Genomic DNA, 17,534 nt, shown 5'->3' with positions numbered 1-17,534 from the left:
TAAAAATCAGACCTGCAGGCACAGATACTTGATGACGACGTAATCGTCGATGCCATAGTGCGAGCCTTCACGGCCCAGTCCCGATTGCTTGACGCCGCCGAACGGCGCGACTTCGTTCGAGATCAGGCCGGTGTTGATTCCGACCATGCCGTATTCGAGCGCTTCCGCCACGCGCCACACGCGTGCAATGTCGCGGCTGTAGAAGTATGCGGCGAGTCCGAATTCGGTGTCGTTGGCCAGGCGAATGGCTTCGTCGTCGGAAGAGAATTTGAAAATCGGCGCGAGCGGGCCGAACGTCTCTTCTTTTGCCACTTGCATGGCCGGCGTGACGCCGGTAAGCACGGTCGGCTGGAAAAAACCGTGGCCGAGCGCATGCCGCTTGCCGCCGGCCGTCAGCGTCGCGCCTTTGGCCAGCGCATCCTCGATATGCGCTTCCACCTTCTTCACTGCCGCTTCGTTGATGAGCGGGCCAAGCAACACGCCGTCATCCGTGCCGCGTCCAACCTTCAGGTCGCCTACAGCCGTCGCCAGTTTCGCGGCGAACTCGTCGTAGACGCGCTCGTGCACATAGAAGCGATTCGTGCACACGCACGTCTGACCGCTATTGCGATACTTCGATGCAATCGCGCCTTGCACCGCCGCGTCGACATCGGCGTCTTCGAACACGAGGAAGGGCGCATTGCCACCGAGTTCCAGCGTGACTTTCTTGACCGTGGGCGCGCTTTGCGCCATCAGGAGACGGCCTACCGCCGTCGAGCCTGTGAACGAGAGCTTGCGCACGGTCGGGTTGCCCGTCATTTCGCCGCCGATGGCTTTCGGGTCGCCGGTCAGCACGCTCAACACGCCCTTCGGCACGCCCGCGCGCTCCGCGAGCACGGCCAGCGCGAACGCGGAGAAGGGCGTGGCTTCGGCCGGCTTCACGACGATAGGACAGCCCGCCGCCAGCGCCGGACCGACCTTGCGCGTGATCATTGCTGCCGGGAAGTTCCACGGCGTGATCGCCGCGCACACGCCGATTGGTTCCTTCGTCACGACAATGCGCTTGTCCGCGGCGGGCGTGGCGAGCGTGTCGCCCGCCACGCGCTTGCCTTCTTCGGCGAACCATTCGATGAACGACGCCGCGTAGACGATCTCGCCCTTCGCTTCGGCGAGCGGTTTGCCTTGTTCGGTCGTGAGGATGAGCGCAAGGTCGTCGGCGTTGGCGATCATCAGGTCGTACCAGCGGCGCATGATGACCGCGCGTTCCTTCGCGGTTTTCTTGCGCCATTCGGGCCACGCGGCGTTGGCGGCCGCGATGGCGCGGCGTGTTTCGCTCGCGCCCATTTGCGGAACGGCGCCGAGCGATTCGCCGTTTGACGGATCGAGTACGTCGAAGGTGGCGCCGTCATCGGCTTGCTGCCATTCACCAGCGATATACGACGCGTGACGAAGCAGTGCCGGGTCCTTGAGTTGGTCTTTGAGGCTCATTTGCTTGCGATTCCTTCTTGAGATTTCTGCATTCAGCATACGACGAAGGGGCGAACCGTGCTCAAGCCGCGGCGGCGATGGTTTCGCTCAACACTTCTTCGAGAATGCCGAGGGCTTCGTCGAACACAGGCTCCTGGATCGTGAGGGGAAACAGGAAGCGCACGACGTTGCCATACACGCCGCACACGAGCAGTAACAAACCGCGTTCCAGCGCGCGCGCCTGCACGCGCCTGGCGAAATCGGCATCGGGTTCGTGCGTGCCGGGCTTGCAGAACTCGGCGGCGATCATGGCGCCCGGACCGCGCACATCGGCGATCTGCGGCACGTCCCGACGAATCGCTTCGAGCTTGGCTTTCAGCTTGTCGCCGAGCATGTTGGCGCGTTCGCAGAGTTGCTCTTCGTCGATGATATCGAGCACCGCGTGCGCCGCCGCCACCGCGAGCGGATTGCCCGCGTAAGTGCCGCCGAGACCGCCTGGCGCCACGCTGTCCATGATGTCCGCGCGGCCCACGACGCCCGATAGCGGCATGCCGCCCGCAAGACTCTTCGCGATCGTCATGAGATCGGGAACCACGTCGTAATGCTCCATCGCGAAGAGTTTGCCGGTGCGCGCGAATCCCGTCTGCACCTCGTCGGCGATCAGCAGAATGCCGTGCTCGTCGCAGATCCGGCGCACGCCGCGCACGAAGTCCGCGGGCGCCGGATTGAAGCCGCCTTCGCCTTGCACGGGTTCGAAGATGATCGCCGCGACGCGCTTGGCTTCGAGATCCGCCTTGAACAGATGCTCGATGGCGCGCAGCGAGTCCGCCAGCGATACGCCGTGCAGCGCGTTGGGAAACGGTGCGTGATAGACGTCGGCGGGGAACGGCCCGAAACCGATCTTGTACGGCGCGACCTTGCCGGTGAGCGCCATGCCCATCATCGTGCGGCCGTGAAAGCCGCCCGTGAAGGCGATCACGCCGGGCCGCCCGGTTGCCGCGCGCGCGATTTTCACGGCGTTTTCGACGGCCTCCGCGCCGGTCGTGAAGAACGCGGTCTTCTTCGGCGCTTGACCGGGCGCACGGGCGCTAATTTTTTCCGCGAGCGAAACGTAAGATTCATAAGGCACGATCTGATAGGCCGTATGTGTGAAGCAGTCGAGTTGCGCGCGCATGGCCTCGACGATCTTAGGATGCCGATGCCCCGTGTTGCACACCGCGATGCCCGCCGCGAAGTCGATGAAGCGGCGGCCTTCGACGTCCCAGAGTTCCGCGTTCTCGGCGCGCGCCGCGTAGAAGTCGCACATCACGCCGACGCCGCGCGGCGTGGCGGCATTCTTGCGGGCCTGAAGATCCGCGTTGGTGGCCTGAGTGACGTTAGCGGGCGAGGTTTGAGGAAGTTTGGACACGGCGAAGTTCTCCTTGGGGCGCGGCGCGCGGTTGCATCAGTCGGATTCAGAGCCGACTATAGTTAAATTTGGCTCTCCTGGTCAGAGCCATTCCGATGCATCCAATGGAGCCAATTCCACCTGGTTCGCCGCGATCCTAGCGGTCGAAATTGGCAAAAAATCGCGCGGAAGTAGCACGCGACGCGCGACTGGAGGATCATGTGCGCCGTTCGTGTTTCCGTTTTCCGTTTCGATTCAGCCAAGGTTCCTGCAAATGACCCGACTCTTCACCGAACTCGCCGATCTTTCCGACGATGCGCCCGCGTTGCGCGAGATCCGTCACGACATCCACCGCCATCCCGAACTCTCGTTCGAGGAGACGCGCACCTCGGCGCTCGTCGCGCAGAAGCTCGAAGAGTGGGGCTGGGAAGTGAGCCGGGGAATCGCCGGAACGGGTGTCGTCGGTACGCTGACGGCGGGCGATGGCACGAAGCGCATCGGCCTGCGCGCCGACATGGACGCGCTGCCGATTCACGAGCAGACCGGCAAGCCGTACGCGAGCGAGTCGCCGGGCAAGATGCACGCGTGCGGCCACGACGGCCATACGACCATGCTGCTCGGTGCGGCACGGCATCTAGCGCGCACGCGGCGTTTCAATGGCACGGTGCATCTGTATTTTCAGCCGGCGGAAGAGCACGGTTTGCCGAGCGGCGCGCAACGCATGATCGCGGAGGGGCTCTTCGAGCGCTTTCCTTGCGATGCCGTATTCGGCGTGCACAACCATCCGGGCGTCGCGCCCGGCACGTTCCTGTTTCGCAAGGGGCCGTTCATGGCGGCGTGCGATCAGGTGTCGATCGAGATCGAAGGCGTGGGCGGGCATGCGGCGCGTCCGCATTTGAGCGTCGATCCGGTGGTGGTGACGGCGAGCATCGTGATGGCTTTGCAGACTATCGTCGCGCGCAATGTCGATCCCGCGCAACCGGCCGTCGTCACGGTCGGCTCGATGCACGCGGGCACGGTCAACAACGTGATTCCGAATCGCGCGACGCTCGAACTGTCGGTGCGCTCGTTCAGCAAGCCGGTGCGTGAGTTGCTCAAGCGCCGTATCTGCGAACTCGTGGATGCGCAGGCGGCGAGCTACGGCGCAAAGGCGACGATCAAGTATCTGGAAGGCTATCCGGTGGTCGTCAATTCGGATGCCGAAACGGAATTCGCGGCGCAGGTGGCGCGCGAGTTGGTGGGTGCCGAGCACGTGGTCGACCACACGGATTTGCTGATGGGCAGCGAGGACTTCGCGTTCATGCTGCAGGCGCGGCCGGGGACGTTTTTGCGCATCGGCAACGGCGCGGGCGAGGACGGTTGCATGGTTCACAACCCGCACTACGATTTCAACGACAGGAATCTGCCGGTCGGGGCGGCTTATTGGGCGCGATTGGTGGAGCGGTTTTTGGAGCAATGAGCAGCCGACGATCCAGAACCGCACCACGATTTCGGTGATGAAATCCGCTGGTCGGAACGGCTTATCGGGCGCGGTTCGTGGAGCACTTTAAGAGTAAGCGGCCGATAATTCAGCCTTGGAGCGATCGCCGTCACTATGCAAGCGACGGCGATTGCTTCAGCCATTCAAGAAGCAGCGCAACCCATACCTCGACAATCTGCGCCGATCCACTCCTCAAGCCGGCAAATGAAAACTGCCGATTGCCTCCCGCAACCCATCCACCTGATCCTTCAACGAATGCGCCGCAGCCGCTGCTTCTTCCACTAGCGCCGCGTTCTGCTGCGTGACCTGATCCATCTCGACGACTGCGCGATTCACCTGCTCGATGCCCGCGCTCTGCTCGCGCGATGCATTGCTTATTTCATCGAGAATCTCGTTCACACGACGCACCGACGACACGATCTCGCCCATCGTCGAACCGGCGTTCGTCACGAGCGACGCGCCTTCCTGCACCGTATGCGTCGACGTCTCGATCAGCGCCTTGATCTCCTTGGCCGCCGTCGCCGAACGTTGCGCGAGGCTGCGCACTTCCGCCGCCACGACCGCAAAGCCGCGTCCTTGTTCGCCCGCGCGCGCCGCTTCGACCGCCGCGTTCAACGCCAGGATGTTGGTCTGGAACGCAATGCCATCGATCACGCCGATAATGTCGCCAATCTGTTGCGAGCTTGCCGTGATACGCGTCATCGTGTTGATGACTTCGTCCACCACGCCGCTGCCGCGCGTCGCGACATCGGCGGCTTGACCCGCAAGGCGCGCGGCCTGCGCGGCGCTCTCGGCGTTGTTCTTCACGTTGGCCGTCATCTGGTCCATGCTCGATGCGGTCTCGACCAGCGCGGCCGCTTGCTCCTCGGTGCGCTGCGACAGATCGGTGTTGCCCGCCGCGATTTCCGACGCGCCCACGTTGATGTTTTCCGTGCCGTTACGCACACGCGACACCGTCTCGACAAGGCCGAGCTGCATCACCGAAAGCGCGTGCAGGAGGCTCGATGTATCGCCGGCACGCACCGGCACGGCGGCCGTCAGATCGCCACGCGCAATGCGATGCGCCGCATCCACCGCGAGTTCCAGTTCGCCGCCCAGATTGCGCTTGATGCTGCGCAGAACGACGAGCATCGCGGCCGTCGCGATGGCGCCGAGCAGCATCGTGATGGCAAGCCAGCGCAGTGCGCTTGCATAGAACGCGCTCTGCACGTCGTCCATATACATGCCGGTGACGACATACCAGTCCCACTGGCCGAAACGCTGCGCATACGAGAGCTTCGCCACAGGCTTGTCGCTGCCTGGCTTCGACCACAGATAGCTGATGAAACCGCCGTCCGGCTGATCGCCCGCCTTGACGATATCGACGAACAAGTGATTGCCCGCCGGGTCGGTGTATGCCGAAAGATCCTGCCCGTTCATGGCGGGCTTGATCGGGTGCATGACCATTTTCGGCTTCGAATCGTTGATGGAAAGATAGCCATCCTTGCCGTAGCGGATCGCGCCGATGACATCCAGCGCGCGCTTCTTGGCTTCTTCTTCGGTGAGGGTCTTGTTGGCGGCGAGCGCCGCGAAGTGCGTGACGACGGCATGTGCCTCGCCGACCAGCGTCTTCAACTGTTCCTTGCGATCCTCGATCATCGACGTGCGGTTCTGCCACGCTCCGATAATGCCGATCGCAATCAAACCTATCCACAGCACGGCGATCATCGAGCCGAGCTTTTTGTTCAACGTCATTCCATTCATTTGTGCGCCCCGCAGTCTTTTTACGTTGTCCTAGACGGTGCGGCGACGCGCGCCGCCGCATGCCCCTCTTACGGCATACGGCGCGGCAAATGTAGGGTGGGGGTTTCCCCGGTGTCAGAAACGCCGGATCGGGTCCTTGTCCGGCGGGGCATCGGGATGCTGCGGCTCGTCCGGGCGATGCCCCGGCGACGGCGGCGTGAGCGGATCGGCTTCCGGATCGCGGTTCGGATCGGCGATCGGATCGGGAACGGGACTGGTTTGCAGATCGAATTTCATGGGAATTCCCGAATGGCGTCAGGCCGCGTCGTGGTCGACCGGCATGTGCAGTGTGAAGGGCGTGCCAGGGTGCGCGCGCCGCGTATCCGACAGTTCGGCGCGTGCCCGTTCGATGATGGCCTCGCTGTCCGTGCCGCGCGGATGCTCGTCGAGCACGATATGCGGCGTGCCGAGCGCACGTGCGGCGGCGGCGGGCGAAGGCGCGATGGCATCGTCGGAAAGGAGCAGGCGGGCGTCGGCGATCAGGCGCGGCAACGTGCGCGGCGCCACGGCGCCGGCCAGAAAAAGCGCGGCGGTTTGCATCGCGCCCAGGACGCCGGCCGTGCGCTCCGGATCGGGCGCGTCGCCGATGATCGCGATCTGCCAGCCGTCGGCGGTCAACTGATCGGCAACATCGGCGTATTGCTGCGCGGACCACGCGGGCGTCGTCTTGTGGCTGCCGGGATGAATCAGCACCAGACGCTCGCGCTCGATGCCATGAAACGCCACGAGTTCGTCATATTGGGCGTCGGACAACGGCGAAGCGGCGGGTGAGTCCGCAATCAGCGAAGGCGCCAGGTCGTCGATCAGGGGAGAAAACGGGTTGGCTCGCATCTGCGCTCCTGCAAGGCCGTGGCCTCGATGGAAAAATCGTGAAGTCGGCCAAGCGCGAGCACGGGACATGCCCGGCCGCGCCTCACGCCGGGATTTACGTCGCGCGCACGCACACCGGAACTGCCTTCGCCGCAGGCACCTTGCTGCGTTTTGCGTGGTGCGCAAGCGGAATCAGCGGATTGCATTCCGGGTAATAGCCCATCGCGCAGCCGGCCGGGATATCGAATGCATGGGCCCGCAATCCGTCGATACTGCGCGTCACGTCATCGCTGGATACCGTCGTCACGGTGATCGTCTGATCTTCCGCGATGTTCAGCCGCGCCATGTCGTCACGGTTCATCAACAGCACGTCTCGGGTATTGAAGACGCCGCGAAAGCGATCGTCAAGCCCGTACACGGTCGTATTGAACTGGCTGTCGCCGCGCGTGGTCATGAGCCGCAAGGTGCGCTCGCCTTCGAAAGACATGTCCGGATCTTCGCCCATGCCCTCCGGCGTGATGAAATTCGCCTTGCCGTTCTTCGTCTTCCACTCGCGTTTGGCCGCCGGAATCGGCCGATGAAACCCGCCCGGCTGCGACATGCGCGCGTTGAATTCCTTGAACTGATCGGGGTAAGTCTTCTCGATTGCCTCGCGCACCAGCGAATAATCGGCCGTCCAGGCGTCCCAGTCTACCTTGCCGCGACGTCCTTGCAGCGTGGCCTTGGCCAGTCCCGCGACGATCGCGGGCTCCGACAGCAACGTCTTGCTCGCGGGTTCCGCGAAGCCCTTCGACGCATGGACGCACGCGGTGCTGTCCTCGACCGTGACGATCTGCGGGCCGCTCGCCTGCTGATCCACCTCGATACGCCCGATGCAAGGCAGCAGATATGCCGCACGCCCGTGCAGCAGATGGCTGCGGTTCAGGTGCGTGGCAATTTGCACCGTCAGCGGCACGTTTTGCCACGCCGGTTCCAGCACGTGATGATCGGGCGTCGCGCGCGCGAAATTGCCGCCGAGGCTGATGAATGCATCGAGTTCGCCGTCGCGCAGCGCCGCGCAGGCATCGACGGTGGACATGCCTTCGTCGCGCGGCGGCTCGAACGCGTACATTTCCGCGAGCTTGTCGAGCGGCACGAGCGCCGGCTTCTCCGTGATCCCGACCGTGCGCTGACCCTGCACGTTGGAATGGCCGCGAATCGGGCAGATACCCGCGCCCGGCTTGCCGATGTTTCCGCCTAGCAGCATCAGATTCGTCAGCATCTGCACGGCGAGCACGCCTTCGCGATGCTGCGTGATGCCCATGCCGTAGAGAATCATCACGGCTTTGGCCCGCGCATATTCGGCGGCGGCGGCTTCGAGCGCGGCGCGCTTCAGGCCCGATTGCGTTTCGATGTCGCTCCAGTCGGCGGCGCGCATCGCGTCGGCGAAGGTATCGAAGCCGTGCGTGTGTTCGGCGATAAAGGCGGCGTCCAGCACGCGCGGCGTCTGGTTTTCTTGCGCCAGGTCGTCCGCTTCGATCAGCGCCTTGCACAAGCCCGTGACCGCGGCAATGTCGCCGCCAATCTTCAGTTGCAGATATTGCGTGCTGATGGCGGTCTGGATCGGCGACAGCATTTCCACCGGCGACTGCGGATTCGCGAAGCTCACGAGCCCGCGTTCCTTGATCGGGTTGAAGGTAATGATGCGCGCGCCGCGCTTTCTCGCTTCCTGCAAGGGATGCAGCATGCGCGGCGCATTCGTGCCGGTGTTGTGCCCGAAGAAGAAAAAGCAGTCGGTGTGCTCGAAGTCGTCGAGCGTCACGGTGCCGACCGGCGCGCCGATGGTCTCCGGCAGCGCCACCGACGTACTCTCGTGGCACATGTTCGAGCTGTCCGGCAGATTGTTCGTGCCGTAAAGGCGCGCGAACAACTGGAACATGTACGACGTTTCGAGCGATGCGCGCCCCGACGTGTAGAAGACGCTGCGCTTCGGCCTGGCGTCGCGCAGCATCGCGCCGATTTCGTCGAAAGCCTGTTGCCACGGAACCGGCACGTAACGGTCGGTGGCGGCGTCGTAACGCATTGGCTCGGTCAGGCGGCCTTGCGATTCGAGCTCGAAATCGGTCCACGCCGTCAATCCCGCGAGCGTGTGATGCGCAAAAAAATCCTGATCGATCCGTTTCTTCGTCAATTCCCACGCGGTTGCCCGCGCGCCGTTCTCGCAAAATTCGAAGAGATGCGGATCGGCCGGCTTCGCCCACGAACAGCTCACGCACGCAAAGCCGTCCGGCTTGTTCTGATGCAGAAGAATGCGCGCGCCGTTGAGCGCGACGTGTTCGTTGACGAGTGCCGAGGTAACTGCCTTGACCGATCCCCAGCCGCCCGCCGGGTGATCGTACTTTTCGATATGCGGCAGTTTGCTCATGCTTGGCCTCTCCCGTGAATGGTCCGTTCGCTTCACATTCAGCAAGAAACAGGCACAGCGGCGCGCTTTCAATGAAAAGAAAGCCGCCGCCCTGCATGGGCAAGGCGGCGGCTTTTCGGTTCAGTTTTTGTCCTGGCACGGGTGCCGGACTTATCTTCCGGTCAGGTTTCCGGATTACCGTCTTCTGCCGGTAGCGTCTTCGGAATGAAGGCTTCGGCGCGGCGGCGAATGTCGTCCACCTCGCCGGTCACGAAAGTGCGGTTGTCGGCGGCGAGCGCTTGCTGATACTGCGCGCCTTCCGGCACGCGATGCAAAAGCGCGCGCAATTCGCCCTGCGTGGTTTGTTCGACCGGCTCGAAGCTGTAAAGCCCGAGCATGAGTTCGGCGCGCTCGTGCAGCAGAAAGAGGCACGAGGCGAAAACGCCGACCGCGATCACTTCCTGCACGCCGAAGCGGAATTCCTGCTGCACCGACGAAAACGGCAGCCACGCGACGACCAACAAGCCCAGCAGCGCCAGCACGATGGTCGCGTTCAGGAACATGCCGGCGCGGGCAATGACGCGCTCGCGCTCGGTTTGCAACTGCCCGGCCGATTTTGGCACGAGCGCGGTGATGGATTGTTGTTGGCGGAGTGCTTCGAGGGGAAGAGCGGCCATGGATGTGTCGTCGGAACGATTCGTGAGTGAGCGCCAACAGGCAAAGAGCGGCGCGACACGGGTATAACGCATGGCTTACAGGAAGGTTGACGGCGCTTTCGTCTTGTTGCGTCCTGTTTCTTCTCGTTGCAATTGGGGTTTGTGATACGCGGCTTGCACCGATGCTAGCGCGTCCGATCCTTCACCGGCGTGCGGATGGTCGCGGTACCTTCGGCGATCTGCCGCGCGAACACGAGCGCCTCGACGATGGTGCCGAACACTTCGCCGCGAATCTTTTCGTCGGTTAGCCGCAGCAAATACGACGGATGATAGGTCGGCACCACGATGCGCCCCTTGTGCTCGATGGTCTTGCCGAGATACTCGGACAGCGCCGTGCGATGCCCCGTCAGCGCCTTGAGCGCGGTGGCGCCAAGCGCCACGACCACTTTCGGCGCGATCCGCGTCAGTTCCTCCTCCAGCCAGAACCGGCAGGCCTCGCGTTCGCGCTGTCCGGGCGCAACGTGCTGCCGCTCATCGCCATGCGGGTCGAATTTGAAGTGCTTCACCGCGTTGGTCAGATAAAGCGTTTCGCGCGCGAGTTGCGCCTCACCGATGGCCTCGTCCAGCAGCTTGCCCGCCGGACCGACGAACGGCTTGCCTTCGCGGTCTTCGTTATCGCCAGGCTGCTCGCCGACCAGCATGACGCGCGCGTTCGCCGGACCGATTCCGGGCACGGCCTGCGTCGCGTTGCGCCAGAGCGAACAGCGTTTGCACGCGTCGAGCGAGGGCGGCTCCTTCAGCGACGTGCCCTGAAGCGGCTCCAGATCCGTGTTGAGGGCCACTTCCATGTCCGCGGGAACGTTGCGCGGATGCCGGTCGCGCCGCGAATAAGGATCGGCACGCGAGATCAGCGTGGGATCGGCGCGCTGGTTTTCCGGGCTCTTCCAGTAGCGCACCGGCATGTGCGATGCCACTTCGGCGGCATTTTCCACCGCCGACGTAAAGGTGCTTTCGTAATAAGCGAGCCACAGCGCTTCGATGGCGTCTCCGCTCACGGCCTCGCCGCTCATCGCGGTATCGCCGAAATCCATTGGCTTTTCTTCCGGGTCGCTCGTGCGGTCCACCCGCAGCAGCGCGCCGTCCCAAAAGGCCGCGCCGTGCGGCGTCGCGATCATCCACGTGGCGCTGCCCATGCGCGTGGCGAAGTGCATGGCGGCGTGCTCCAACAGGTCGTGCACGGGCTCGCACCAGCTGATGAACTCGGGCGGTCCGAGCGACGAATCGCGATGCCTGAAGCGCAGCACGCGACGCATCTCGTTTTCCTCGGCCTCCACGGCTTCGATCATGTGTTGCAGGCGCTGCCCGTCGGGATCGTCCGGCGATACGACCGCGCGATCGCCCTGGGTCCAGCGCCACAACACCTTGTAGAGAAACATCCAGCGGGCCGGCGTGCGATAGCAGGCGGCCGTTGCCAGCATCGCGAGGAATTCGCGGGCGATCTTCACGGGCTTGGGCGCGTCGGGGTTCTCGGGGCCGGGCGGCGGTCCGTCGATGCTGCCGAACACGGTTGCCGAGGAATCCGATTCCAGCCATACGACGTCTTCCGGCCGCGCGCCTTCCATGAGGAGCGTGCGCGCGGCGGAGCGCCAGGCAGCGAAGGACGGATCGAAGACGACGCTTTTCATCGAAGAGAGGAAGCCGGAAGGAACGAAAAGTACTGTATATACATACAGTGAATTCTATCGGCGCTTCGGCTTTTGGGGCAACTTTTTTGGGATGGTCGTGCCCTTAAGAGCGGTTGCGACCCTTGCCGCGTGCGCATGGGTACACCCATTGCTGTACCTCGAAACAATCGCGGCTTTGACTGCCGATGAACCACAAAATCAAAACGGAGTCGACATGCTTGCCATAGTCATCCCTGCTCATAACGAAGCCGCGCATATCGGCGCGTGCGTGACTGCCGCCCGGCGCGCGGCGGACCATCATCAATTGCTGGGAGAAGAAGTGCGCGTGATCGTCGTGCTCGACAGTTGCAGCGACGAGACGGGCGACATCGCCTCCGCACTCGGCGCGCACGTCACGAGTATCGACGCGCGCAATGTCGGCATCGCGCGGGCGCATGGCGCGGAGCGGGCGCTTGCGCTCGGCGCGCGCTGGCTCGCCTTCACCGACGCCGACACGACCGTCGCCGACGACTGGCTCTCGCGCCAGCTCGACTGCTGCGCGGATGCGGTGTGCGGCGTGATCGGCGTGCATGACTGGTCGCCGCATCTCGGCGCGGTGCAGGAGCATTTCGGCCGCACTTATACGGATGCGGACGGGCATCGCCATATCCACGGCGCGAATCTCGGCGTCTCGGCACGGGCTTATTTGCAGGCAGGCGGTTTTCCGCCGCTCGAATCCAGCGAGGATGTCGCGCTCGTCGAAGCGTTGATCGAAACGGGCGCGCACATCGAGTGGAGCGCGGCGCCGCGCGTGGTGACGAGCGCGCGTACCGATTTCAAGGCGAAGAAGGGCTTCGGCGCGACGCTGGTGGAAGTGAGCCGGCGTTATCTGAGCGCGAACGTCAATGCCAACGCGGACGTGGCAGGCCCGGCGGATGTGACGGCGATTGCCGCGTAGGCGTTATTGCGAGGTCGACGCGCGGGGCAGGCGCCGTCATTCGGATGCGGTGCATTGGAGAGCATGACGGCGATTGCCGCAGGAATATCGACGACGGCCGAGGCATGTCCATGCCCGCGCTCGTTGTGCATGACTCCACGTAACAAAGCGACTGCGTCAACCGTCCGATAAATCGCCAGGCAAGTCCACATCACGCAGCACGTTCCGGTCATTCACTTCGATGACCGTCGGCTTTTCCATGGCGAAGATGCCGCGCGCGCCGGCGTCGCCATCGAGCGTGGCGAGCGCCGCACCGTACTCGATGCCAAACCCCACCGGATGTCCCCGCGTGCCGCGATAAAACGGCGCGACGAGCCGCGCGCCTGCGTCGAGCGGACGCGCGACGGCTTCGATGGTCGCGGGCTCGATCCACGGCATATCGCCGAGCGCGACAAGCCAGCCTTCCGCGTCGGCGGTGGCGCGTACGGCCACGGCGAGCGTCGCGCCCATGCCGCGCTCGGCATCGATGCTGAAAATGACCTTGCAGCCGGCTTCGTTCAGCACTTCCGCCAGCTTTTCCGCGCCCGGCCGAACCACCGCGATCACACTCGAAGCAACCGAAAGCAGCCTGCGCGCCGACTGAAACACGACCGGCGTGCCGTTCGGCAAGGGCGCCAGCAGCTTGTTGTGAATGCCGGAAGGATCGAAGCGGGTGCCGAGCCCTGCGGCCAGCAGGATGCCGGTCGCGCTTGACGAGTAGGTCATCGGTGCGGCTCGCGTGGGGAAGAGGATCGATTGTGCAGCGCGTCGATAGTCGCCGCAAGCGTCAAAAAAATCCGCGCGGCGCAATGTGCATTCGTGCCATTGAGCGCCGCGCGTACCGTTCCTTCCGCACTACACCATCGTCTTCGGCATGACTTTATCGAGCGTGATCGGCAAGTCGCGCACGCGCACGCCGGTCGCGTGATACACCGCGCTGCCGAGCGCGCCCGCCACGCCCGTGATGCCGATTTCCCCGATGCCGCGCGCGCCGTCCGGATTGATATGCGGATCGGGCTGACCGACAAAGGAAACATCCAGCAAGCCGATATCCGCGTTCACCGGCACGTGATACTCCGCGAGATTGGCGTTGGTGTAGCGGCCGTAGCGGCCGTCGAGTTCGCCCTTCTCGAAAAGCGCCGAGCCCACGCCCCAAACGATGCCACCCATCAACTGACTGTGCGCCGTCTTCTCGTTGAGCAAGGTGCCGACGTCATAGACCCCGACGACACGCGGCACGCGGATGATGCCCAGGTCCGCATCGACATGCACTTCCACGAATACCGCGCCGAACGAGTGAAACGAGTACTGCTTTCTCTCGTCGCCGGGGCGCACCGTGGCCGTCGCTTCGATAGCCTTGCCGCCGTTTCGCGCGATGATCGCCGCCGCAGGATCGCGCTTGTCCGGCGTCGAAACGCTCACGACCCAGCCATTGCTCACCGTAACGTCCTCGCGCGACAAACCGGCGACGGGCGATCCGCGATCCGCGAGCGCCATCGCGATCAACTGATCGCGCGCCTGCGCGGCCGCCGCACGCACCGCTGGCGACACGCTCGCCGCCGACTGCGAGCCGCCCGATACCGGCGCCTTCGGCAAGGATGAATCGCCAAGCGCGAAGCGCACGAAGTCGGGCGGAAAACCGAGCGCGTCGGCGGCGACTTGCGTCATCACGGTGTAGGTGCCGGTGCCGAGATCCTGCGTGCCGGAAGCGACCATCGCCGTGCCGTCGGGCAGAATGCGCGCGATCGCCGATGCCTCGCTGCGGTTCGCCGGATACGTCGCCGTCGCCATGCCCCAGCCGATCAGCGTGTTGCCGTCGCGCATCGAACGCGGCGCCGGGTTGCGGCGCGCCCAGCCGAACTTTTCCGCGCCGCGCTGATAGCACTCCATCAGCGACTTGCTGGACCACGGCTTTTTCTCTTGCGGCTCCATGTTCGCGTGGTTTTTCATGCGCAGCGCGAGCGGGTCCATGTGCAACTGATACGCGAGTTCGTCCATCGCGGTTTCGAGCGCGAACGAACCGCTCGTCTCGCCGGGCGCACGCATGAATGTCGGCGTGCCGATGTCGAGCTTCACGAGCTTGTGCGAGGTCGATTGATTCGGCACCGCGTACAACATGCGCGTGAGAATGGCCGAACTCTCGGTCCAGTCCTCGAAGGTCGAGGTGGTCGAGATGACGTCGTGCTTCATGCCGGTCATCGTGCCGTCGCCGTGCGCGCTCACCTGAATGCGTTGTTCGGTGAACGGCCGGTTGCCGACCATGCCGAACATCTGCGGACGTTCGAGCACGAGCTTCACGGGACGTCCGGTCTGTTTCGATGCCATTGCCGCCAGCACGACATGCGACCACACCGAGCCCTTGCACCCGAAGCCGCCGCCGACAAACGGGCAGATCACGCGCACATTCGTTTCCGGAATGCCGAAAAATTTCGATACCGCGCCGCGCGCGCTGGAAACACCTTGCGTCGCATCGTAGAGCGTGAGATTGGGGCCGTCCCAGCGCGCGAGCGTCGCGTGCGGCTCCATCGGATTGTGATGCTCGTAGGGCGTCGTATAGACGGCGTCGAGGCGCGTCTGACCTTGGCGCAGACCGGCATCGACGTCGCCGCGGCTCGTGATGATCGGGCGGCCCATCATCTTTTCGGGTTGATACGCCGTGCCGCGCGCACGCACGTATTCCGCGTTTGGCATGGCGCCCTCGTAGCGGACGATCACGTGGCGCGCCGCGCCTTGCGCATGTTCCAGCGTGTCCGCGACGACCACCGCCACCGGCTCGTTGCTGTAGCGCACTTCGTCGGTTTGCAGGAGCGTGAGCTTGCGCACGGCGGGCGGTTGCGCGTCGGGCACGCCGCCGTTGGGCAGACGCATTGCGTTCTTGTGCGTCAGGACGAGCAGCACGCCGGGCATCGTGTCGGCGCCGCTGGTATCGATAGAGGCGATGCGGCCCTTGGCGATCGTGCTCGTGATCAGCACCGCATGCGCGAGCTTGGCGTCGGTGTTGTCGGCCGAATAGCGCGCCTGGCCCGTGACCTTGAGCACGCCGTCGGTGCGATCGAATGGTTTGCCGATGATGCTCATGCCGTGCCTCCCGCTTGTTCCACTGCCCGAACGATCGCCCGCTGGGCGAGCGCCACCTTGAAGCCGTTCTCGCGCAGCGGCCTGGCATCGCGCACGGCGAGCGCGGCCGCGTTTTGCAGCGACGCGCGATCGAGCGGTTTGCCGATGAGCGCGCTTTCCGTCGCATTCGCGCGCCACGGTTTGTGCGCGACGCCGCCCAACGCAATGCGCGCGGCCTTCACGGTGTTGCCGTCCATCTGCAAGGCGGCGGCGACGGAGACGAGCGCGAACGCATAGCTCGCGCGGTCGCGCACTTTCAGATACTTCGAATGTCCCGCGAAAAGCGGCGGCGGCAGATCGACCGCCGTGATGAGTTCGCCGGGCTTGAGCGTGGTATCGAGATCGGGCCGGTCACCCGGCAGCCGATGGAACTCCGCGAACGGAATGGTCCGCTCGCCTTGCGGGCCGGTCACGCGCACGACGGCGTCGAGTGCGGCGAGCGCGACGCTCATATCGGAGGGATTGGTCGCGACACATTGACTGCTCGCGCCGAGGATCGCGTGAATGCGGTTGTTGCCTTCGAGCGCGGCGCAACCGCTGCCGGGCGCGCGCTTGTTGCATTGAGGAAAGCCCGTGTCGTAAAAGTAATAGCAGCGCGTGCGCTGCATCAGGTTGCCGCCGACGGTCGCCATGTTGCGCAATTGCGCCGATGCGCCCGCAAGCAATGCCTGCGACAAGAGCGGATAGCGCTCGCGCACCCACGCGTGATTCGCGGCGTCGCTATTCCGCACCAGCGCGCCGATGCGCAGCCCGCCATCGGGCAAGGTCGTGACGCCGTTCAGGGCGTCGATGTGGGTGATATCGACGAGACGAGTGGGCCGCGCCACGCCGCCTTTCATGAGATCGAGCAGATTCGTGCCGCCGCCGATGAACATCGTGCCGGGCTGGCTGGCCGCCTGCAGCGCCGCACCGATATCGGCGGCGCGCTGATAAGAGATCGCGTCCATGTGCTCTCCCTTAACCTTGCGACGAAGCAACGAACTTCACCGCCGCCACGATATTCGGATACGCACCGCAGCGACAGATATTGCCGCTCATGCGCTCGCGGATTTCATCGTCGGAGAGTTGCGCGGGTCGGAAGCGCACGTCGGCGGTGGCGGCGCTGGCATCGCCTGCACGGTATTCGTCGATGAGCGCGGTCGCCGAGCATAACTGCCCGGGCGTACAGTAGCCGCACTGAAACGCATCCTTTTCGATGAACGCGCGCTGCAATGGACTGAGCGCATCGCCGCCGGGAGCCAAGCCTTCGACGGTCGTGATGCTCTCGCCTTCGTGCATCACGGCAAGCGTCAAACACGAGTTGATGCGTCGCCCGCCCGCGATCACCGTGCACGCGCCGCACTGGCCACGGTCGCAGCCTTTTTTCGTGCCGGTGAGGTCGGCGTATTCGCGCAGGGCGTCGAGCAAGGTCGTGCGCGCTTCGACCTGAAGCTCGTACGGATGACCGTTGATAGTCAGCTTGACCGGCATCGTCGGCGCGGAGGTGACGGGTGGCGCGACGGCGGGCGTTGCAGCTTGCTGTTGCGCGCGCGCGGTCGACGCAAGCGGCGCGGCGGCTACGGCCGCGCTCGCTGCCGCCGATTGCAGGAAGCGCCGACGCGACGGCTTCTGGGCCGCGTCGTCGGTATCGCGTGTATCGGGTGAAAGGGGTGAAGGCGTTTTTACTGGGGACATGGCGATTGAATGCTCCTCGCTCGTTCGGTTGGGCGCGCCACGCCGTGCAGGTCTCGATGAACCACGTCCCTGAGGTCTTGAGGATGGCGCGTGATACGCGAGCCGCCTTCGTTCGATCGCTGTAAGACGACCGAACGTTCGACCATTCGCGCAAGCCAA

Annotated in this window: 14 protein-coding genes; 2 read left to right on the top strand and 12 right to left on the bottom strand. The window is 64.3% G+C overall.

Going from position 1 to position 17,534, the window contains the following annotated elements:
• Positions 1 to 6 precede the first annotated feature (6 nt).
• Positions 7 to 1,467, bottom strand: coding sequence for an NAD-dependent succinate-semialdehyde dehydrogenase (locus tag ACYQ47_RS05055; RefSeq protein ID WP_250467406.1), 1,461 nt, complete (start codon positions 1,465 to 1,467; stop codon positions 7 to 9).
• A 61-nt stretch (positions 1,468 to 1,528) separates the two neighbouring features.
• Positions 1,529 to 2,854, bottom strand: a complete 1,326-nt coding sequence (gabT, locus tag ACYQ47_RS05050) for a 4-aminobutyrate--2-oxoglutarate transaminase (protein WP_459904648.1) — start codon at positions 2,852 to 2,854, stop codon at positions 1,529 to 1,531.
• 253 nt (positions 2,855 to 3,107) lie between these two features.
• On the opposite strand from gabT, the gene ACYQ47_RS05045 reads away from it, so the two are divergent.
• A complete protein-coding gene (locus ACYQ47_RS05045) occupies positions 3,108 to 4,292 on the top strand; it encodes a M20 aminoacylase family protein (protein WP_250467405.1) in 1,185 nt (394 codons plus the stop codon).
• 213 nt (positions 4,293 to 4,505) lie between these two features.
• Here the strand turns inward: ACYQ47_RS05045 and ACYQ47_RS05040 are convergent, their stop codons facing one another.
• The 6 genes from ACYQ47_RS05040 to ACYQ47_RS05015 form a co-directional block, all read right to left on the bottom strand.
• Positions 4,506 to 6,047 (bottom strand): methyl-accepting chemotaxis protein, encoded by a 1,542-nt coding sequence (locus ACYQ47_RS05040; protein WP_459904647.1) that lies wholly within the window; start codon positions 6,045 to 6,047, stop codon positions 4,506 to 4,508.
• Positions 6,048 to 6,170: 123 nt separating this feature from the next.
• Positions 6,171 to 6,332 carry a hypothetical protein gene (locus tag ACYQ47_RS05035; protein WP_244829287.1) on the bottom strand — a complete coding sequence of 54 codons (162 nt, stop codon included), beginning with the start codon at positions 6,330 to 6,332 and terminating at the stop codon, positions 6,171 to 6,173.
• An 18-nt stretch (positions 6,333 to 6,350) separates the two neighbouring features.
• Positions 6,351 to 6,926 (bottom strand): glycosyltransferase family 9 protein, encoded by a 576-nt coding sequence (locus tag ACYQ47_RS05030; protein WP_459904646.1) that lies wholly within the window; start codon positions 6,924 to 6,926, stop codon positions 6,351 to 6,353.
• 94 nt (positions 6,927 to 7,020) lie between these two features.
• Entirely contained in the window at positions 7,021 to 9,309 is a 2,289-nt protein-coding gene (locus tag ACYQ47_RS05025) for an FdhF/YdeP family oxidoreductase (RefSeq protein ID WP_459904645.1), read from the bottom strand.
• A 161-nt stretch (positions 9,310 to 9,470) separates the two neighbouring features.
• Entirely contained in the window at positions 9,471 to 9,965 is a 495-nt protein-coding gene (locus tag ACYQ47_RS05020; protein WP_250467402.1) for a hypothetical protein, read from the bottom strand.
• Between the two features lie 164 nt (positions 9,966 to 10,129).
• Positions 10,130 to 11,629 (bottom strand): UdgX family uracil-DNA binding protein, encoded by a 1,500-nt coding sequence (locus ACYQ47_RS05015; protein WP_250467401.1) that lies wholly within the window; start codon positions 11,627 to 11,629, stop codon positions 10,130 to 10,132.
• Between the two features lie 214 nt (positions 11,630 to 11,843).
• Between ACYQ47_RS05015 and ACYQ47_RS05010 the strand changes: the two genes are divergently transcribed.
• Entirely contained in the window at positions 11,844 to 12,566 is a 723-nt protein-coding gene (locus ACYQ47_RS05010; protein WP_309848596.1) for a glycosyltransferase family 2 protein, read from the top strand.
• A 156-nt stretch (positions 12,567 to 12,722) separates the two neighbouring features.
• Here the strand turns inward: ACYQ47_RS05010 and ACYQ47_RS05005 are convergent, their stop codons facing one another.
• The 4 genes from ACYQ47_RS05005 to ACYQ47_RS04990 all read right to left on the bottom strand — a co-directional run bounded on the left by ACYQ47_RS05005 (position 12,723) and on the right by ACYQ47_RS04990 (position 17,375).
• Positions 12,723 to 13,310 carry a nucleotidyltransferase family protein gene (locus ACYQ47_RS05005; RefSeq protein ID WP_250467399.1) on the bottom strand — a complete coding sequence of 196 codons (588 nt, stop codon included), beginning with the start codon at positions 13,308 to 13,310 and terminating at the stop codon, positions 12,723 to 12,725.
• Between the two features lie 129 nt (positions 13,311 to 13,439).
• Entirely contained in the window at positions 13,440 to 15,662 is a 2,223-nt protein-coding gene (locus ACYQ47_RS05000) for a xanthine dehydrogenase family protein molybdopterin-binding subunit (RefSeq protein ID WP_459904644.1), read from the bottom strand.
• The gene (locus tag ACYQ47_RS04995; RefSeq protein WP_250510234.1) at positions 15,659 to 16,648 is read right to left on the bottom strand and encodes an FAD binding domain-containing protein; all 990 of its coding nucleotides are present in this window, start codon (positions 16,646 to 16,648) and stop codon (positions 15,659 to 15,661) included. The genes ACYQ47_RS05000 and ACYQ47_RS04995 overlap by 4 nt, the downstream gene beginning before the upstream one ends.
• 10 nt (positions 16,649 to 16,658) lie before the next feature.
• Entirely contained in the window at positions 16,659 to 17,375 is a 717-nt protein-coding gene (locus ACYQ47_RS04990) for a 2Fe-2S iron-sulfur cluster-binding protein (protein WP_250510233.1), read from the bottom strand.
• Positions 17,376 to 17,534: the final 159 nt, after the last annotated feature.

The sequence above is a fragment of the Caballeronia sp. HLA56 genome (genome assembly GCF_054655155.1).
This window is presented reverse-complemented; position numbering and strand designations above follow the sequence as displayed.

Coding starts and splice junctions, on each gene's coding strand:
- ACYQ47_RS05045 (WP_250467405.1), top strand. CDS start 3,108: ATGACCCGACTCTTCACCGAACTCGCCGATCTTTCCGACGATGCGCCC.
- ACYQ47_RS05015 (WP_250467401.1), bottom strand. CDS start 11,629: ATGAAAAGCGTCGTCTTCGATCCGTCCTTCGCTGCCTGGCGCTCCGCC.
- ACYQ47_RS05030 (WP_459904646.1), bottom strand. CDS start 6,926: ATGCGAGCCAACCCGTTTTCTCCCCTGATCGACGACCTGGCGCCTTCG.
- ACYQ47_RS05040 (WP_459904647.1), bottom strand. CDS start 6,047: ATGACGTTGAACAAAAAGCTCGGCTCGATGATCGCCGTGCTGTGGATA.
- ACYQ47_RS04990 (WP_250510233.1), bottom strand. CDS start 17,375: ATGTCCCCAGTAAAAACGCCTTCACCCCTTTCACCCGATACACGCGAT.
- ACYQ47_RS05000 (WP_459904644.1), bottom strand. CDS start 15,662: ATGAGCATCATCGGCAAACCATTCGATCGCACCGACGGCGTGCTCAAG.
- ACYQ47_RS05025 (WP_459904645.1), bottom strand. CDS start 9,309: ATGAGCAAACTGCCGCATATCGAAAAGTACGATCACCCGGCGGGCGGC.
- ACYQ47_RS05010 (WP_309848596.1), top strand. CDS start 11,844: ATGCTTGCCATAGTCATCCCTGCTCATAACGAAGCCGCGCATATCGGC.
- ACYQ47_RS05035 (WP_244829287.1), bottom strand. CDS start 6,332: ATGAAATTCGATCTGCAAACCAGTCCCGTTCCCGATCCGATCGCCGAT.
- ACYQ47_RS05005 (WP_250467399.1), bottom strand. CDS start 13,310: ATGACCTACTCGTCAAGCGCGACCGGCATCCTGCTGGCCGCAGGGCTC.
- ACYQ47_RS04995 (WP_250510234.1), bottom strand. CDS start 16,648: ATGGACGCGATCTCTTATCAGCGCGCCGCCGATATCGGTGCGGCGCTG.
- ACYQ47_RS05020 (WP_250467402.1), bottom strand. CDS start 9,965: ATGGCCGCTCTTCCCCTCGAAGCACTCCGCCAACAACAATCCATCACC.
- ACYQ47_RS05055 (WP_250467406.1), bottom strand. CDS start 1,467: ATGAGCCTCAAAGACCAACTCAAGGACCCGGCACTGCTTCGTCACGCG.